This window comes from Marisediminitalea lipolytica, from assembly GCF_001758465.1.
GTDB lineage: Bacteria > Pseudomonadota > Gammaproteobacteria > Enterobacterales > Alteromonadaceae > Alteromonas > Alteromonas lipolytica.
Window position 1 is genome coordinate 194,167 of record NZ_MJIC01000014.1, and the last position, 17,269, is coordinate 211,435.

Here is a 17,269-nt window from a genome sequence, read left to right on the forward strand (position 1 = left end):
CAAATGATGAAGTAAACTGGACACGACAAGTTTAATGAAAGCCTGTTAATCCCGCCTGTGGCGCAGGGTTACGGGTTTTCATATTATCCAAAACCTGGAGAAAAGTGGATGAGCAATGTATCTGTAGATGCAAAAGAGTCTGCGCTGAGTGATGACAAACCGCAAGACAATCCGCGTCGTCGGTTCCTGACCGTTGCGACATCGGTTGTAGGCGGTGTGGGTGTAGTAGGTGCAGCTGTACCTTTCGTTGCGTCCTGGAATCCGAGTGCAAAAGCGAAAGCGGCCGGTGCTGACGTTGAGGTTGATATCAGCGCAATCGAACCTGGCCAGCTGATTCGTGTAATGTGGCGAAGCAAGCCGGTATGGATCGTACGTCGTACGCCAGAAATCCTGGCTGAACTTGCTACACACGAAGACAAGTTACGTGACCCAGCCTCTGAAAACGAGCAGCAACCTGCGTTTGCGAAAAACCAGTGGCGCTCAATGAAAGAGGAATACCTCATCCTGGTAGGTATTTGTACGCACCTTGGTTGCTCTCCACAACATATGAAAGATGGTGCTTTTGAAGAATACGTAGAAGGTGTTCCGGATGGTTTCTTCTGTCCGTGTCACGGTTCTAAGTTCGATATGGCTGGTCGCGTTTTTGAAAACGTGCCTGCACCATTAAACCTGGTTGTTCCACCGTATCAGTTTGTTGATGACACAACAGTGATCATTGGTTCAGAAGCGGAGGTTGCGTAACATGCAAGCATTTCTAGCCTGGATTGAAGCACGTATCCCAATGATGCGTGTAGCCAACATGCACGCTATCCAGTATCCGGCCCCACGTAACATGAACTTCTGGTACGTATTCGGATTTCTGGCCACCATCGTATTAGTTAACCAAATCGTAACCGGTATCTGGTTAACCATGAACTTCAACCCGACGTCAGAAGGTGCCTTCGCGTCAGTTGAATATATCATGCGTGAAATCGACTACGGATGGATTATCCGTTACATGCACAGTACCGGTGCTTCTGCGTTCTTTATCGTGGTTTACATGCATATGTTCCGCGGTATGATTTACGGTTCTTACCAGAAACCACGTGAATTACTGTGGATCTTCGGTATGTTGATTTACCTGGCACTGATGGCTGAAGCCTTTATGGGTTACGTACTGCCATGGGGTCAGATGTCTTACTGGGGTGCTCAGGTAATCGTATCACTGTTCAGTGCGATTCCGGTGATTGGTCCTGACTTAGTTCAGTGGATTCAGGGTGACTACGTAATCTCTGGTGCCACACTTAACCGCTTCTTTGCACTGCACGTTATTGCACTGCCGCTGGTTATCGTAATTCTGGTATTCCTGCACATTATTGCGCTGCACGAAGTGGGTTCTAACAACCCTGACGGCGTGGCTATCAAGCACAAGAAAGGCAGCCTGTCAGAAGACGAAAAAACCAAATTCGAAATTCACGAGTACTACACCAGTAAGTACGACATTGCTGATGATATCGTACCTTTCTTCCCGCACATCGTACTGAAAGACTTAGTGGCTTTCTGTATCTTCCTGGCGGCGTTTACTTACATTATGTTCTTCGCGCCGGAAATGGGCGGTAAGTTCCTTGAGCATCCAAACTTTGAAATTGCTAACCCGCTGAAAACGCCTGAGCATATCTTCCCGGTTTGGTACTTCACGCCGTTCTACGCGATTCTGAAAGCGGTACCGGATAAGCTGTTTGGTGTAATCGCCATGTTTGGTGCGATCATCTTCCTGTTCCTGCTGCCTTGGTTCGACCGCGGTACAGTTAAGTCGTGGCGTTATCGCAGTGGTCTGCACAAGCTGAACCTGATTGTGTTTGCCATTGTGTTTATCTTCTTAGGTTACTTAGGTGGTACACCACAGGAAAACTGGAAGATTACTGCATCGCAAATCTTAACGGTTATGTATTTCGGTTTCTTCATCCTGCTGTTTATCTACAGTAAAAATGAAACAACTAAGCCTGTACCAGCGAGGATCCCTAAATGAGAAAACTAATATTTGCACTGGCGTTGCTGCTGCCTGGGATGGCACTGGCCGCTGGCGGAAACGTTCATCTGGACAAAGCTAACTATGATCTGAGCGATAAAGCATCGTTACAGCGTGGTGCTAAATTATTCATGAACTACTGTCTTGGCTGTCACGGCCAGCAGTACCAGCGTTATCAGCGTACCTTTAACGATTTAGGTATTCCTGAAGATCTGGCGCAGGAAAACTTACAGTTCACTGGCGAGAAAATCTCTGATTACATCGAGCGCTCTATGCCAGCCGAATCTGCTGCTCAGTGGTTTGGTGCGGCACCGCCGGATTTAACCCTGGTAGCTCGTGTACGTGGCGCTGACTGGATTTACACTTACCTGCGTTCATTTTACGTAGATGAGTCACGTCCATTTGGTGTTAACAACACGGTATTCCCTGAAGTAGGTATGCCGCATGTGCTGCAACCACTGCAAGGTACGCCTCGCATGGCCGAAGAAGAAGCCATGGTTGATGGTGAAAAAGTGACTCGTCATGCTGGTATCAAAACCGATGGTGACGGTGCACTGAGTACCGAAGAATACGATCAAGCGGTACTAGACCTGGTTAACTACCTGGAATACACCGGCGAGCCCTTCCGTTTAGAGTCAGAGTCTATAGGTAAATGGGTGCTGATCTTTATTCTGGTGCTGTTTGTATTCGTCTTCATGCTGAAGAAAGAATTCTGGCGTGACGTTCACTAATCGCCAGCGTTTTATAGTATACTAAATGACAGGGGGCGTCTCGCCCCCTTTTTTTACTTTCTGCTGCGTGTAAAAAACGTGCAGCAATACTCGATTTAATGTATCTCGGAGGAGAATGAATGGCCGTAGCCGCGAATAAGCGTTCAATAATGACGTTGTTCTCAGACACGATTGACATCTATAGTCATCAGGTTCGTATTGTTTTGGCCGAAAAAGGCGTTGGCGTTGAAATCAGCTACACTGATCCCACCAAACTGCCAGAAGACCTGATGGAGCTGAACCCCTATGGTACGGTCCCCACGCTGGTTGATCGTGAATTAGTGCTGTATAAGTCGCATATCATCATGGAATACCTTGATGAACGTTTTCCTCATCCGCCATTAATGCCTGTTTACCCGGTTTCCCGAGGCCAAAGCCGCCTGATGATGCATCGCATCGAGCAGGACTGGTATAGCCTGGCTGCGCAAATCTTCCGTGGCGAAGGTGACGTTGCCACTGCCCGAAATGATTTACGCGAAGCATTGTTAAGCCTGGCACCTGTGTTTGCCGAAATGCCTTATTTTATGAGCGAAGAATTCAGTTTGGTTGATTGCTACCTGGCACCGCTGTTATGGCGTTTACCTGCACTGGGTATCGAACTGTCCGGCGCTGGCGCTAAAGACATTCATGCTTATATGAATCGCATCTTCTCAAGAAGTTCGTTTAAAGCGTCACTGACCGATCAGGAACGGGAAATTCATAACCCGCTATGAGTCAAATGACCTCCAACCAACCTTATTTGTTAAGAGCGTTTTTCGACTGGATTGTTGATAACGATCTGACTCCCTACATTGTTGTAGACGCGACAAATAGCCTGGTTGATGTACCGCAGGAATTTGTGCAGGACGGTCAGATAGTACTGAATATCTCACCGTCTGCCTGCGTAAACTTTTATCTGGATAAGGACGGTTTGTCCTTTCAGGCCCGTTTTAGCGGACAACCCCGTAGTCTGAGCATGCCCTGTGAAGCGGTACTCGCGATATATGCCAGGGAAAACGGTGCCGGAACTGTGTTTGCTCCGGAAGGGATGCCGGCAGATGACAGCGCAGGTAGCGAAGCTCCGGTGCTTGAAGAAGCGAAAACGGATGCGGAAGTACCACCACAAACGCCACCCAAACCACGCGGTAAACCTAATCTGAAAATCATCAAATAGTCGGTTTTACTGCTATTTCAGTTACCTGAAAAAAGCGTTAATTGCATAGCGATTAACGCTTTTTTATTGTCAGATTTTTATACAATTTGTCTTTTTTTTGATCTTTGGATGTTTTTAAAGTTTTGATTTTTATAGGCTTTTGTTTTTTGGTATGATATCTGCTACAACACTGTGCATTTGTTACAGGTGCTACGATAGTATTAATTGTACAAGGAACAAAACCATGTTGAAAAAGGCAATATTTTTGAGCGCAGCATTATTTGCTGGCTCTAGCAATGCCACATTACTTACTGATACATCAGGCTTAGGCTTTGATGTAACAACAGTTGGCGCGTCTACCATTGGTGGCGTGGTAGTAGATTTATTGGGTACCAATGGTACTCACATTATAAGCCAGTTAGCTGCAAGCAACCTTTTTGTGGGTTTTTATGATACTGGATCTCCGGCCCCTTACCAGGGTAACCCGGGAACTGTGGGTATACAGACCGGTTTCGATGCGGCAGTAACCGCAGCACTTGGTGGTGGTCTTGCTGGTGCCTCGTTCCGTTTCACACTCTGGGATGGTGATACTGCAACTGGTGATTTTGACGAAGACGATAACCTGCTGCTGATAAATGGTTTAAGCTTTGGTTCATGGAGCGATGTAAACGCAGAATGGACTAATGGGGCGGGTGCAGTTCTGGGTGCGCAAAGCGGTGGTGGTTTCCGCGATGATACCCTGGATACCGGTTGGTTTACCAGCACAGATACTGCACTGTTAGACGAACTGTTAACCAGTTTAGAAAGCACTGAAGAAATGGTTTTCCAGCTAATGGATGATGACCCATATGATAACTTCTTTGACTTTACTCAGGGTATTGACCAGGAACTAATTGATGTTGGTCAGGGACCTACAGTACAGCCTAGTGAAGTGTCTGCACCTGCTGCACTGAGCTTAATGGGTCTGGGTCTTCTGGGCATGGCGGGATTCCGTCGCAAAAAAGCGTAAGCTAGTATTGTTTTATTATAAAAGTAACGTTTACCACCAGGTAGGCGTTACTTTTTTCTTTTGTATCACTTCAATACCGCTCTGACATCCCGCATCAGCGTTTTCGCTGATTAAATCCTTGTCCCAAAACCTGACGTGATTTTGTGATCTTTCCGTGAAAGTTTTGCGAGATTTTTCCGCCATGCTTAGTCCTGTTCGGATGAGTTAACGCTGCGCCAGCTGTCTCATCCAATTTACTCAAAGACTATTACAGCTTGTTTTCGTGCCTGCCTGGTGTAGCCGAAGACCAACAATGTGCGAGGAAATTTATGAAACTTAAGCAATTAACATCACTATTGGTTGCCAGCGGTTTTGCTGCGGTCGGCAGTTATGCTCAGGCCGCTGAGCTTGAAATTACGGTACAAAACCTGACAAGAGGTATTTATTTTACGCCTATTCTGGTTTCGGCTCATGTTCCGGAACATCACCTGTTCTCGGTAGGACAGCTTCCTGGCAGTGACATTCAGGCAATGGCAGAGGGCGGAGATATTTCTGGTTTAGCTGCTTCAGCAATGGCGATGAACGCAGACAATGCAGAAAACCCGGCGGCAGGTTTACTGATGCCTGCGGCCTCTACCACAACCATGTTATCAACCAGCGATGGCAATACGGCGTTGTCAGTGGTTGCGATGATGTTACCCACTAATGATGGATTTATTGGCCTGGATGCCTGGCCTATCCCCCAGGAACCCGGCACCTATACTATTTACCTTAACGCTTATGATGCCGGAACTGAAGCCAATGACGAAATTCGTGGCGGTGGCGCACCAGGTGTTCCGGGTATGCCTGTTCCTCCTCCTCTTGAGGATCTGGTTGGCACCGGAGGTAGTGGTGTGACTAATGTTATTAACAGTGGGTTTGTGCATATTCACCCTGGTAGCCTCGGCGATGACGATGCAGCAGGGGGGCACTCTGATATTAATAATACGGTACAGCGCTGGCTAAATCCTGTTGCCATGGTAACTGTAACAGTGTCTGAATAGGAGGTCCCATGGCTTTACAACAACGATTCGGACTATCCTTAGTCGCGTTAAGCTGTCTGACATTAGCGGCTTGTGATCACAATGATGACAACGACCCGGCGCCTGTGCCACCCCCTGACATTTCTTACAGCTATGAGCTGACAGTGCAAAATATTACCCAGGGGCAACCACTTTCGCCTGTTGGCGTTACTTTGCACGCTGACGCCGTGATGTGGGAGGTAGGCATGCCCGCCTCGGATTCGTTGGAGTTGCTGGCAGAAGGCGGTGACAACAGTGAATTTCTGGCTACAGCTGGCGTCCTGGCCTCCGCTAGCGGTGCTGCGCCCATTCTTCCTGGTAATGACGAAAGCATCACGGTGACAGTTCAAAATGAGGCAGATGCGTATTTGAGTATTGCGACTATGTTGGTAAATACCAATGACGCATTTGTTGGTATTACCGGTTATTCCTTAGCGGCTTTGGCAGTTCAGGATTCGGTGACCATGATGCTTCCTGTGCTTGATGCCGGTACCGAAGCTAACTCAGAAATGCAGGGGACGATCCCCGGTCCGGCTGACGGTGGGGAAGGGTTTAACAGTGAACGTGATGACGCTGATGTCGTTAGTTTCCATCCCGGCGTTGTAACGGAAGATGATGGACTGTCAATATCGGTACTGAAAAGCGAACATCGTTTTGATAATCCGGCGGTAAAAGTCACCATTACCCGGATTGAATAAAACGTGGAATAAAATACTCCCTCTGCCGGTCTGTTGAAGTAATAACAGGTAAGCGGGCTATCGATACAGCCTGTAAAAAGTAAGCCGGGAGAGGGAATGATTTTAATTGTCAGCGATAATCGTCAACGCAGTGCCCAGTTATTGATGTGCATAAAACGAGTCAGTGAAGACTGTGACATAGTATGTGCTTCAGCCGGTGTCATTCAGCGATGTTTGCAAAAGCGTTATCCTGTGGTGCTCATCGATGCTTCCTTACCGTTGTCAGAGCATGTTGAATTAATTCGTCAGCTCCAGCTGAATCTTCCCGACAGCGCGATAATTCTTATGGCCCATAACGGTTGCGATGCAGAACGCATTATGGGTCTTGAGCTGGGTGCGCAGGATTATATTGAATATCCGTTTAACCCGGCCGAGGTACAGGCCCGGATTCGGGTGCAGTTGCGACGTGTTGAGCATCGCCTGCAGCAAGATAATAACGGTCAAAAGCCAATTCGGATTGGCTCGTTTTCTATCGACAACAGCTATCATCGGGCTGAGCTTGACGGAAAGTGCTTGCCCCTTACTGCTAAAGAATTTTCGTTGCTGCATTTTCTGGCCAGCCATCCTGATCAGGTATTTTCCCGGGAGCAGCTGTTAACCTGTGTCTGGGGTTATCACTACGGCGGTTTTGAACACACTGTCGCCAGTCACGTTAACCGCCTGCGTTCCAAGCTGGGTAAAACGGCAGCCGGGGTGAATCTGGTGGAAACAGTCTGGGGCGTTGGGTATAAGTTTAACAGTGCTTGTTTGCTGTTAGCGCAAAGCGCATAACGATTGTCAGCCCGGGAGTTTCTAAGGATGTTGTCGCGGGCTGAAAATGAGTTTTTAAGTCCACGATAAAGTTCAATATAAGTGCTTTTCTCTGCTTTTTGTCGGGGTGCCGACGACACCCAGAGGGGAGGTGGCTCCCCTCTGGACACCTCCAGTTCTTTAACCGCGAAGAAGCATACTGGTGTCGGGCAGGTAAAATCTATCGTCCAGAGCGAGCATCCTGCCCGCGCTGGCCGGAGCCGTCATCCATGACGCCTCTTCGCTTTTACTTAATCTGCCAGACACCAGTATTTCGCGATATAAAGAACCAAAAACAAAAGCAGGTTGTTTTAACAACGACCTTTCATCGCAGACAATGTATTTAATCTTTTCTTTTAACCAAAGGCCATCCCCGAATTTGCGTAGCAAATATCGGCGAGCCCCTTGCATGTTATCTTGGGTGTAAAGCGTTTTTTGAAGCACTGCGATTTACACCAAAAACAGTGTTGCGGTGCCCAAAAAGGCAAAGATCCCTACTACATCGGTGATGGTGGTTAGAATTACACTGCCGGCCAGTGCCGGATCAATCCGCAGTTTCTTCATGACGATTGGCAGCGTGGCACCAGATAAGGCCGCGGCAATCATGTTCATCAGCATCGCAAACGCGATAATAACACCGAGCATGAAATCCTGTTTCCAGGTGGCAATGACCGTGGCGATGAGTACGGCCCAGATTACCCCGTTCAGCAAGCCGATAGCTAACTCTTTTGAAATCAGCCAGCGGGCGTTAGATGGGTTCACATGGCCCAGCGCCATACCACGGATAACCAGTGTCAGTGTTTGGTTACCGGCTACGCCACCCATACTGGGGACGATAGTATTTAAGATTGCCAGCACGGCTAACTGACTTAAAGTGGCTTCAAACAAATCGCTGACCGCCGCCGCCATCAGTGCGGTTAACAAATTCACGCCCAGCCACACCGAGCGACGACGGGTACTTTGCCAGACCGGGGCAAAGGTATCTTCTTCGTCATCCAAACCGGCCATACTCATCATGGAGTGCTCAGCATCTTCACGAATAATATCTACCACGTCATCAATGGTTATCCGACCCACCAGGCGATGTTTATCATCGACAACCGGGGCAGATAACCAGTTATAACGTTCGAACATGCTGGCCACTTCATCATCGGGCATATTAACCGGAATTGCTTCGGGCTCTTCGTCCATGACATCCGCAACGGTAGCATCAGGATCCGTGGTTAACAGGCGGGCTACCGGGACAATTCCCACCAGGTTGTCGGAGCGACTGACCACGTAGAAGGTATCGGTATTTTCCGGCAGATCACCTTTTAAGCGCAGATATCTTAATACCACATCAATGGAGACTTCCGGGCGCAGGGTGATGGTATCGGTGTTCATGATGAACCCGGCGGTTTCCTCGCCGTAGGACATCGCTTGTTCTGCCCGGTGACGATCCTGGGCATCCATCGACTGTAATACATCCTGTAGCACTTCTTCCGGCAGGCTCGATAAGGTTTCGGCCAAATCGTCGGTGTCCATGTCTTCCAGGGCATCAACGACCTTTGCAGGCATCATTTTAGCAATAATACCGTTACGGACTTCTTCGGAGAGTTCTTCAATAACATCACCGTGAAAATCACTGTCGAGTAATTCCCACAGGTCGTCACGGGTTTTGGTGGGGCTGGATTCCAGAATGTGCGCGACGTCGCTGGGCGGCAGCTCGTGCAAATGCTTACGTACCGAGACAAAACGGCCCTCAGACAAGGCCTGATTTATTTCGCGCAGTTGCCCCCGTGCGTAATTCGACTCAATCGCTTCAGCCACTCACATTCCTTTCCACTATCACATTGGGTGTAGGGTAACTCAGGGGCGAATTTCTGTCATGGTCTAAAACAGCAGCAAAACTCATTTTTATGCAAACTGAGCTGCTGATAGCTAATAGCTATAGCAAAAAGATATATTGTTTTACATAAGTTATACAATATATGTTGCCGCGATTTGGTATAAAAGACGTGCTGTATTTTACTAAGAAACAATAACTTATACTAAAGTTGTAGGCGGTAGGCAATGGATATCCTCAATACTCGAAACAGTACTCACTTACGCGCCGTTTTTCCAACGCTCACCGAGCATCAGAACAATTTGACCAATCTGAACCGCTGGTGGGACAAAGTAGCGCTGGTGGGCAAGATCAACAGCCTGAATGTGCCGCAGAGTCTGTTATCAAATATGCTGGAAACCAAAGCGGAATTCGCAGAGTTGCAGGAACTGTTAATCGACAACCTGTTATCCGAGCAAATTCAGCAGGTAGGGGATAAGTATCTGGCGATGGCCCAGACACTGATTGATATTCCCAACCGTAACCTGTTTGAACGTACCGCCGATGTGGGGTTTCTGGCCACAGACGCTAACATTATTGCATTTTTACAGTCTGCTCAGATTCATCCTGCTGATACCGAATCAATGCAGCAGCATTTGCTGGAATACGCTGCGAAATATTCGGTTTATGATGATGTCATCCTGTTCGACAATAACGGGTCTGTTAAAGCGCGTATGAATACTGCTGTAGCAGCACAGTTGGGTATTGATCCGGTGGTGTTTGACGTCCTCAATGGTGAGCAGGAATATGTCGAAATTTGTCGTTATTCGTCTATCTGCCCGCAAAAACGCTTGTCTTCTTTATTTCTGGCTGCGGTTAAAGATCCCGAAAGCGGCGAGAGATTGGGCGTGTTGTGTTTAAGTTTCAAACTTGAAGACGAGATGGCCACACTTTTTGCCGAGCTCAACGATTACAGCGGCACCATCATGTCGCTGCTAGACGAAAAGGGTAATGTGTTAGTGTCTACCGATAGCAGTTTAGCCGGTAGTGATATTCGCATCCGCGCCAAGGAGCAGTTACAGCTGGTCTCTTTCGCTAACCACCAGTATTTTTGTACGGTTGCGCCAACCCGTGGTTACCAGGGATACACCGGTTTGAACTGGCAGGGATGTGTGCTGATCCCTTTTTCCAAAACCATTGAACAGCCGGTTTCGCAAAGCCAGACTAATGACGACGATGTCAATCGCTGGCAGGGCTTTTCGGCCACGCTGAGTGGCATTCAGCGCCGGGCTAAAATCGTTACTGACGATTTGGATCTGGTTGTGCTTAATGGGCGCATCGCGGCGGCTCGAAGCGATGCTGATGAATTTATCCCCATTCTGGAAGAAATCCGGCAAATTGGCCGTAAAATGCAGTCTATCTTTAGCCGTTCTGTCAGCCAACTGATGTCGACGGCCCTTAACACTCATTACAACACCCTGGGATCACAGGCAACGCTGGCCATTGATATTATGGATCGTAATTTATATGAGCGCGCCAATGACTGCCGCTGGTGGGCACTTACCGAGCATATAGTCCGTTTGTTAAGTGCAGGCGAATGTCACGATAGTGAAACCAATCAGTTAACGGCGATCCTTGCTTATATTAACGGCCTGTATACCGTGTACACGGGGATTTATGTCTACAACAGCCACGGCACAGTGGTCGCGGTATCGCAGCCCGCTTTACAGGCTTATGTAGGAACTACGGTTCCCGAAGAAACCAATTGGCGCGGTGTGCTGGGGTTGAACAGTACACAGCAATACGTGGTGTCCGGATTTAATAACGCCGAATACTATGAGCAGCGCCCCACCTATATTTATAATGCGGCGGTGCTCGATAATGGCCGGGCTGTAGGAGGTATTGGGCTGGTTTTCGATAGCGAGCCGGAATTTCAGCATATGCTTAACGATGTGCTTAAACCTCATGGCGCTAAACGGATGGGGTTATTTATCGATCGCCATGGCAAAGTCATTTCCGGTAGTGACAATTCGCTTTGGCAAGCGGGCGATCAACTGGCATTACCAGCCAGCCTGTTGCAGCAGGAAAAAGGCAATCAGGGGGCTGGGATTTATGTTTTGCAGGATCAGGAGTACGTCATAGGTTATGCCGTATCAAAAGGCTATCGCGAATATAAAACCGATGACGGTTACAGCAATGACGTTATCGCGCTGATCCTGGAGAAGAACGTCGCATAGCTTCAAACAGTGAGGGTTCCCAGGGGCGCATAGCCATAAGCAGGCCCATATGGGTCCGCTCGCTGATGGGCAGCCTGGCATCTTCTTCGTTAAGTTCGGCGGCTTCACGGGTCAGCTGATTAAGTCGCCGCTGAATGATTTCCACCGAACTTTGTGAATAACGGCCCCTGAGGTAAAAGCGGAAAGTCCAGGGTTCGTTTTTCTTTGGCGCCATAAATTTCACCATCACTTCCTGTTCCATAAAGCGTTCCAGCGGACCGCCAGGGATCCAGCGAAAATCCTGTGCTATGAGCAGGCGGTAACGGTTACCCGGCAAAAACTCAATGAGCTTTAAGCGGTCTAGTTTTACCATCAAACGTACCGCTTCGGTCTCGCTGATATCATAATGGCCGATAATTTCATTAAACTGCCAACCATCCCGAACACATACGGCCGCCAGCAACAATCTTGGGTTTTCCAGTAATTCCCGCTCCTGGGATTCTGAGAGCTGCGACACTTTAGGTTGGGTCTGTGCCACCTGAATAAACACATCGCTCAGTGTTATACCCAGGGCTTCACACACCTGTTCCAGTCGTTCCAATGTGAAGCTTTGCTGAGAGAAACAGCGTTTCACGCTGGCCTCGCTCAGACCCAGTTGTGCCGACAGGCTTTTATAGGTCATTCCTTGTTCTTTAAGTAACTGCTTTAGTCGCTGCGTAACCTGCTTAATTTGGCTCATAGTATTAAATTCCGATACCTTTGGTGTTGAAATATACTACAAAATTAAATCGAGTTTACATATTTTGTACCTGGGATTAATTTGATGAGGAACCAACCAATGAAGGAATATTGCTATGAACAAATTTATCTGTACGTTAATTGCCAGTTTAGTGATGTCACACAGTGCTATGGCTGCCGATTCGGTAGACCACAGCGGACAAGCCAGTAAACACAGTGTGCTGGCCAGTGTCGAAGGCGTTTCAACTACTGCCGCCGTTGCCAGTGCGGTGGTAGCAGCGCCTGTTATTGTTACCGGCCTGAGTGTTGTTTCTGCTGCTGAAGCGAGTCATAAGTCGGTTAAAGCGCTGCACGCTAAACATGTTGAAAACACCAAACCACTGACTATAACAACCCGCGTTATCACCCGCGATCCGCCTCCTTCTGAAGTCGTGATCGAACAAACCGTCAATCAATAACTGGCCATTGCCGAAAGGAGCTGAACATGCGAGTGATAATTAGCCTGTTGTGTTTTTGTCTGATAGGAGGTGCCCAGGCGGGGAGTCAGGCACCATCAAAATCGGTTTTTGCGCCCGAAGAGATTATAAGCTTCGCTAAAGAGGTAGAACGTTATGCCGCCGAACATCAGGCCTATGCATTTGTTATTGGCCGCGTTGGACGCCCCGAAAAGGAATTGCCCAAAGGCATTCACTTTACGCATACGGCGGTCGCCGTGTATTCCCAGATTACGCTGGATGATGGCACAACCGAATTTGGTTATGCCATTCACAATTTATATCAGCGCGCGGATGATCCGGGTCGTAGTGATATTATCGTGGACTATCCGGTGGACTTCTTTTGGGGCGCACAAACGCTTAAGGCCGGAATAGTTATTCCAAGCCCCGCGGTTCAGCAGCAACTGATAAATCTCATCAGTGAACAAAAGCACCTGAGGTTGCATAATCCCCGTTATTCGGTGGTGGCTAATCCGTTTAACAGCCAGCGTCAGAACTGTACCGAATTTACCCTGGATATACTGCAGGCCGCTATCTACCACACTGCGGATACACAACGAATCAAAGCCAATAATGCGGCTTATTTCAGCCCGCAAAAAGTCAGTATTAATCCAATTAAACTCGCGGTTGGCAGCATGGTCAGCGACGGTATTACTACCTCGGATCACAAGGGCCGGGTGCAAACCGCAACTTTTACCACCATTGCCCGTTTTTTAGCGCAATTTAATCTGGCGGAGCATAGCGTGGTGCTTTACGCCGATGGCCATACTCAGGCTATTTAATTAAGGAGAACACCATGGATACGTCTATTCAACAACCGGTTAGTCAGGTGCCTACCAAGGCTTTTCGAATCGCCGCTGTAGCTGCATTAATTACTGGTGCCGCAAGTTACCTGATTGGCCTGTTTAACGCTTACATGCAGTTAAACGAAAAAGGCTATTACCTCACCGTCATGCTATTTGGGTTGTTTGCGGTGGTATCATTGCAAAAAACTATCCGCGACAAAATGGCCGGCATGGCGGTAACCCGTCCTTATGTTATTGCCTGTGGTGTTGCCACTATTGCTGCAACAGCGCTACTGGCTGTGGGCTTATATAACGCAGAACTGGCACTCAGTGAAAAGGGCTTTTTCGCCATGGCCTATGTGCTGAGCCTGTTTGCGGCGATCACCGTGCAAAAGAACGTACGTGATTGCGCCGAATATCATGCTTTGGTGCCTGCTGATAAGGCCGTTGCCGGGCAGTCGGGTGGCGAATAAAAAACAGCGGGTCCGGGTAGTTGTGGGCCCGCTTTTTTAGTTAACGCAGAATCAACATTAAACCGGAGTGGGTTATGCACAAAGGATATTGGCTGGTCATAAGTGTTGCGCTGGTGCTAATTAATGAAGTCACAGTTCATTGGCTGGTAGCCGTGCTGGTTGGTCATTACAATGTGGATGATGGCTATGCAGTAGCCGGCCGTTATTTTGCCTTGGGGAGCTTTTTATTTTCTGCGGCGTTCCGTGCGCTTCCTTACCTCATACTGGTGCCGGTAGCTGTTATCAGCGGTTTACATTACACCGTTCAGGGAAAATCAGCCTTATGGTCAGCCCTGGTTGCTGTAGCTGGTATTCATTTTTGGGGTTACTGGGATATGTTAGAGCCGTTATACACCGCCGAACATGCTTCCTCTACTGCTGCCCTGGCGATAGTTTTTGTACCCATCCATTCTGTCTGGATGGGCGCTCTGGCAGGACTGCTGGCTTTTGTGCTGGTAAAAGCGGGTCTGTTGATGTTTAAGCGGTAAATCCACCAACTGGCTTAAGTGTGCTTCTGATCCTTTCAGGGCGTATCAGATTATTAGTTAATGGAAACCACTCCCGGGCAAAGGAATACCGCCATGCAATCATCCACCAGTGAACTGGTTATCTCATTAAACGCCTATTGGCAGGCTTTTGTTGTTAAGCTCCCGGCGATTGCCCTGGGCCTGCTTATTCTGGTAATGACACTGTGGCTTGCTGGGCGTATATCAGCAGCCCTTATCCGACCCATAGGCTATCTTTCTTCAAGCCCGCTGCTGCGTTCGGTTAGCCAGCGAGCAATAAGCCTTGTGCTGATACTGTTCGCGCTGTATATCTTTTTAAAGCTATCCGGGCTCACCGAGTTTGCGGTGGCAATAATGAGTGGTACCGGTGTGCTGGGACTCATTCTCGGCTTTGCCTTTCGGGATATCGCCGAGAATATGATTGCCAGTTTACTGCTCACCGTTCAGCGGCCTTTTCGCATCGATGATGTGGTGCAAATTAATAACTACACCGGCGTTGTTCAGAAAGTCACTACCCGAGCAACCACCCTGGTAGATTTTGATGGCAATCATATTCAAATCCCTAACGCGGTCATTTATAAGGGCACCATCAAAAACCTGACCGCCAACCCAAAGATGCGTGGTCAGTTTACCTTAGGTATTGGTTACGATGCCGATTGCCTGCATGCGCAACAGCTGGCTATGGAGCTGATTGCCGCTCACCCTAACGTGTTAACCGACCCGGAGCCATTGGTGCTGGTGGATGAACTGGGTTCAGCTACCATCAATCTGAAAGTGTATTTTTGGATTAATGTGGAAAGTACCAGTGTGGTAAAAATGGCCTCGGTGCTCATGCGCGATATGGTGGTACTGTTTACCCGTGAGGGGATCAGTATGCCTGACGACGCCAGGGAAGTGATTTTCCCTCAGGGCGTACCAATCATCAGCCAGTCAGGGAATGAGATTAAGCCGCAGCAAACGCCAGAAACAGTCAGCAACACAGTTAAACCGGGAGACGACGGTGTTCGCATTAAGCGTGCAACCGTTCACGATGATGTCTCCAGCGAAAATGACGATATCCGCAAACAGGCTGAAGAGGCAAGGGCACCAGAGTCCGGAACCAATATCTTGTCGTAGATTTACTCGGTCTCGTTAAAGCGTCCGGCGATGAGTTGCTCTACCGCATCCATCGCCGCTTCGGCATCCGGGCCTTCGCTTATGACATCAACCTGCTCACCCTGATGACTTTCCATCAGCATTAATCCCAGTACACTGTTAGCGTTGGCTTGTTTTTCACCTTTTACCAGGGTGATTTCGGCATCAAACTGATTAGCTAATTGCACCAGCTGGGTGGCAGCCCGGGCGTGTAAGCCCAGTTTATTAACAATGGTCAGGGTTTTTTCTACGCGCATTATCGATTCAACTCACGGTGGCGAATTTGAACATCCGGATGTTTATCGGCAAACAGTTTAGCCAGTGACTGTGCTACAAACACCGAGCGGTGCTGACCACCGGTACAACCAATCGCAATGGTCACATAACTGCGGTTATTTCGTTCCAGGTGTGGCATCCAGGTATCCAGCAGATTTTGGATCTGCCAGATAAATTTGGTGACAATGGGTTGCGAACCTAAAAAGGCTTCTACCGGTGAGTCCAGCCCGGTTAAATGCTTTAAGTCTGGCTCCCAGTGGGGATTGGGTAAAAAGCGTACGTCAAAAACGTAATCGGCGTCTTTCGGGATACCGTGTTTAAAGCCAAAAGACTCAAACACCAGCACCAGGCGCGAACTCTTTTTACCTAAAATTCGCTCTCTAATCAGCTCTGCCAGTTGATGGATAGACAAGCGATCGGTATCGATATACAAATCAGCCCGTTCGGCAATGGGCGCCAGCAGGTCTTTTTCTGCCTGAATGGCGTCGGCCAGTGAAATATTCAGTCTGGCTAAAGGATGCAGGCGTCGGGTTTCGCTAAAGCGTTTTACCAGCATATCGTCGCTGGCGTCTAAATAGACAATGGTCATTGACCAGGATGAGGGTAAATAATCCAGGATCTCAACCAGTTCGTCAGGATCCTTGGGTAAATTACGCACATCAATGCTCACCGCCACCTGATCGTATTCATCAACTACGGTGTGGGTCAGGGTGGGGAGCAGGTTTACCGGGATATTATCAACGCAATAATAGCCCAAATCTTCCAGTGCCCTGAGGGCAACAGATTTTCCCGAACCAGAACGTCCGCTGATAATAATGAGCTTCATAGGTTTTAAGACTCCCTGTCAGGCTATTTTGCGGCTTCGTCGCATAACGCGGCGATAACCTGCTCCTTGGTGGTTGCGGCTCGAATAGTTTTTACAATGGCTTTTTGACTGAGCTTGCCGGCGATTGTGGCGAGGGTTTGTAAGTGCCCCTCGGTTTGATTTTCCGGCACCAGAATAGCAAAAAAGATATCCACGGGTTTGTCATCTATTGCGTCAAAGGCAATTGCGGGTGTGGTAGTGACCACTACGGCGGTTACTTTTGACAAATTGGCCAGTCGACCGTGGGGTAAAGCAATACCATTACCAATACCGGTACTGCCCATTTTTTCACGGGTTAGCAGCGCGTTGAGCGCATCTTCTTTTTGAATTTCAGGATTAGTGTCCGCAGCAATGTCGCTGATAATCTCTAAAATTCGTTTTTTGCTGTTGCACTGGACCGCACACTGAGTGCGATCCAGGCTAACTAAGGCTTCAATATTCATAAGGTTTAGTG

22 protein-coding genes are annotated in these 17,269 nt (G+C 48.4%); 15 read left to right on the plus strand and 7 right to left on the minus strand.

Going from position 1 to position 17,269, the window contains the following annotated elements; translation table 11 throughout:
• The first annotated feature begins 108 nt into the window (after positions 1-108).
• The 6 genes from petA to BFC17_RS11920 all read left to right on the plus strand — a co-directional run bounded on the left by petA (position 109) and on the right by BFC17_RS11920 (position 4,919).
• Entirely contained in the window at positions 109-741 is a 633-nt protein-coding gene (gene petA, locus BFC17_RS11895; RefSeq protein WP_070176701.1) for a ubiquinol-cytochrome c reductase iron-sulfur subunit, read from the plus strand.
• Between the two features lies 1 nt (position 742).
• Positions 743-2,008, plus strand: a complete 1,266-nt coding sequence (locus BFC17_RS11900) for a cytochrome b (protein WP_070176702.1) — start codon at positions 743-745, stop codon at positions 2,006-2,008.
• Positions 2,005-2,739 (plus strand): cytochrome c1, encoded by a 735-nt coding sequence (locus tag BFC17_RS11905; protein ID WP_070176703.1) that lies wholly within the window; start codon positions 2,005-2,007, stop codon positions 2,737-2,739. The genes BFC17_RS11900 and BFC17_RS11905 overlap by 4 nt, the downstream gene beginning before the upstream one ends.
• A gap of 119 nt (positions 2,740-2,858) precedes the next feature.
• On the plus strand, positions 2,859-3,491 hold the full coding sequence (sspA, locus tag BFC17_RS11910; RefSeq protein ID WP_070176704.1) for a stringent starvation protein SspA: 633 nt from the start codon (positions 2,859-2,861) through the stop codon (positions 3,489-3,491).
• Positions 3,488-3,931, plus strand: a complete 444-nt coding sequence (locus BFC17_RS11915) for a ClpXP protease specificity-enhancing factor (RefSeq protein ID WP_083271702.1) — start codon at positions 3,488-3,490, stop codon at positions 3,929-3,931. Before sspA ends, BFC17_RS11915 begins: the two co-directional genes overlap by 4 nt.
• Before the next feature lie 223 nt (positions 3,932-4,154).
• Complete coding sequence (locus BFC17_RS11920; RefSeq protein ID WP_070176705.1) at positions 4,155-4,919, plus strand: hypothetical protein; 765 nt, start codon at positions 4,155-4,157, stop codon at positions 4,917-4,919.
• A 30-nt stretch (positions 4,920-4,949) separates the two neighbouring features.
• Here BFC17_RS11920 and BFC17_RS22545 read toward each other — a convergent pair whose 3' ends face one another.
• Positions 4,950-5,102: a hypothetical protein gene (locus tag BFC17_RS22545; protein ID WP_175439563.1), complete on the minus strand. Its 153-nt coding sequence runs from the start codon at positions 5,100-5,102 to the stop codon at positions 4,950-4,952.
• A gap of 125 nt (positions 5,103-5,227) precedes the next feature.
• On the opposite strand from BFC17_RS22545, the gene BFC17_RS11925 reads away from it, so the two are divergent.
• The 3 genes from BFC17_RS11925 (at position 5,228) to BFC17_RS11935 (ending at position 7,467) form a co-directional block, all read left to right on the plus strand.
• On the plus strand, positions 5,228-5,941 hold the full coding sequence (locus tag BFC17_RS11925; RefSeq protein ID WP_070176706.1) for a spondin domain-containing protein: 714 nt from the start codon (positions 5,228-5,230) through the stop codon (positions 5,939-5,941).
• A gap of 8 nt (positions 5,942-5,949) precedes the next feature.
• Positions 5,950-6,657, plus strand: coding sequence for a spondin domain-containing protein (locus tag BFC17_RS11930; protein WP_070176707.1), 708 nt, complete (start codon positions 5,950-5,952; stop codon positions 6,655-6,657).
• Positions 6,658-6,753: 96 nt separating this feature from the next.
• Entirely contained in the window at positions 6,754-7,467 is a 714-nt protein-coding gene (locus tag BFC17_RS11935; protein WP_070176708.1) for a response regulator transcription factor, read from the plus strand.
• A 159-nt stretch (positions 7,468-7,626) separates the two neighbouring features.
• On the opposite strand, the gene BFC17_RS11940 is transcribed toward BFC17_RS11935, so the two are convergent.
• Together BFC17_RS11940 and mgtE are read right to left on the minus strand one after the other, a co-directional pair.
• Positions 7,627-7,929, minus strand: a complete 303-nt coding sequence (locus BFC17_RS11940; RefSeq protein ID WP_070176709.1) for a hypothetical protein — start codon at positions 7,927-7,929, stop codon at positions 7,627-7,629.
• A gap of 6 nt (positions 7,930-7,935) precedes the next feature.
• The gene (mgtE, locus tag BFC17_RS11945; RefSeq protein ID WP_070176710.1) at positions 7,936-9,294 is read right to left on the minus strand and encodes a magnesium transporter; all 1,359 of its coding nucleotides are present in this window, start codon (positions 9,292-9,294) and stop codon (positions 7,936-7,938) included.
• Positions 9,295-9,537: 243 nt separating this feature from the next.
• On the opposite strand from mgtE, the gene BFC17_RS11950 reads away from it, so the two are divergent.
• Positions 9,538-11,526: a cache domain-containing protein gene (locus tag BFC17_RS11950; protein ID WP_070176711.1), complete on the plus strand. Its 1,989-nt coding sequence runs from the start codon at positions 9,538-9,540 to the stop codon at positions 11,524-11,526.
• Here BFC17_RS11950 and BFC17_RS11955 read toward each other — a convergent pair.
• Complete coding sequence (locus BFC17_RS11955; RefSeq protein ID WP_070176712.1) at positions 11,492-12,244, minus strand: helix-turn-helix domain-containing protein; 753 nt, start codon at positions 12,242-12,244, stop codon at positions 11,492-11,494. The genes BFC17_RS11950 and BFC17_RS11955 overlap by 35 nt on opposite strands.
• Before the next feature lie 115 nt (positions 12,245-12,359).
• On the opposite strand from BFC17_RS11955, the gene BFC17_RS11960 reads away from it, so the two are divergent.
• The 5 genes from BFC17_RS11960 (at position 12,360) to BFC17_RS11980 (ending at position 15,656) form a co-directional block, all read left to right on the plus strand.
• Entirely contained in the window at positions 12,360-12,701 is a 342-nt protein-coding gene (locus BFC17_RS11960; protein ID WP_070176713.1) for a hypothetical protein, read from the plus strand.
• A gap of 26 nt (positions 12,702-12,727) precedes the next feature.
• Positions 12,728-13,519 (plus strand): DUF2145 domain-containing protein, encoded by a 792-nt coding sequence (locus BFC17_RS11965; RefSeq protein WP_070176714.1) that lies wholly within the window; start codon positions 12,728-12,730, stop codon positions 13,517-13,519.
• 14 nt (positions 13,520-13,533) lie between these two features.
• Positions 13,534-13,995: an inner membrane protein YiaA gene (yiaA, locus tag BFC17_RS11970; RefSeq protein ID WP_070176715.1), complete on the plus strand. Its 462-nt coding sequence runs from the start codon at positions 13,534-13,536 to the stop codon at positions 13,993-13,995.
• A gap of 74 nt (positions 13,996-14,069) precedes the next feature.
• Positions 14,070-14,522 (plus strand): hypothetical protein, encoded by a 453-nt coding sequence (locus BFC17_RS11975; RefSeq protein ID WP_070176716.1) that lies wholly within the window; start codon positions 14,070-14,072, stop codon positions 14,520-14,522.
• Positions 14,523-14,615: 93 nt separating this feature from the next.
• Positions 14,616-15,656, plus strand: coding sequence for a mechanosensitive ion channel family protein (locus BFC17_RS11980; protein WP_229680946.1), 1,041 nt, complete (start codon positions 14,616-14,618; stop codon positions 15,654-15,656).
• A gap of 2 nt (positions 15,657-15,658) precedes the next feature.
• Here the strand turns inward: BFC17_RS11980 and BFC17_RS11985 are convergent, their stop codons facing one another.
• The 3 genes from BFC17_RS11985 to ptsN are packed head-to-tail and all read right to left on the minus strand — an operon-like array spanning position 15,659 to position 17,258.
• Positions 15,659-15,931, minus strand: a complete 273-nt coding sequence (locus BFC17_RS11985) for an HPr family phosphocarrier protein (protein ID WP_070176718.1) — start codon at positions 15,929-15,931, stop codon at positions 15,659-15,661.
• Positions 15,931-16,776: an RNase adapter RapZ gene (gene rapZ, locus BFC17_RS11990; RefSeq protein ID WP_070176719.1), complete on the minus strand. Its 846-nt coding sequence runs from the start codon at positions 16,774-16,776 to the stop codon at positions 15,931-15,933. The genes BFC17_RS11985 and rapZ overlap by 1 nt, the downstream gene beginning before the upstream one ends.
• A 23-nt stretch (positions 16,777-16,799) precedes the next feature.
• Positions 16,800-17,258, minus strand: a complete 459-nt coding sequence (gene ptsN / locus BFC17_RS11995; RefSeq protein ID WP_070176720.1) for a PTS IIA-like nitrogen regulatory protein PtsN — start codon at positions 17,256-17,258, stop codon at positions 16,800-16,802.
• Positions 17,259-17,269 lie beyond the last annotated feature (11 nt).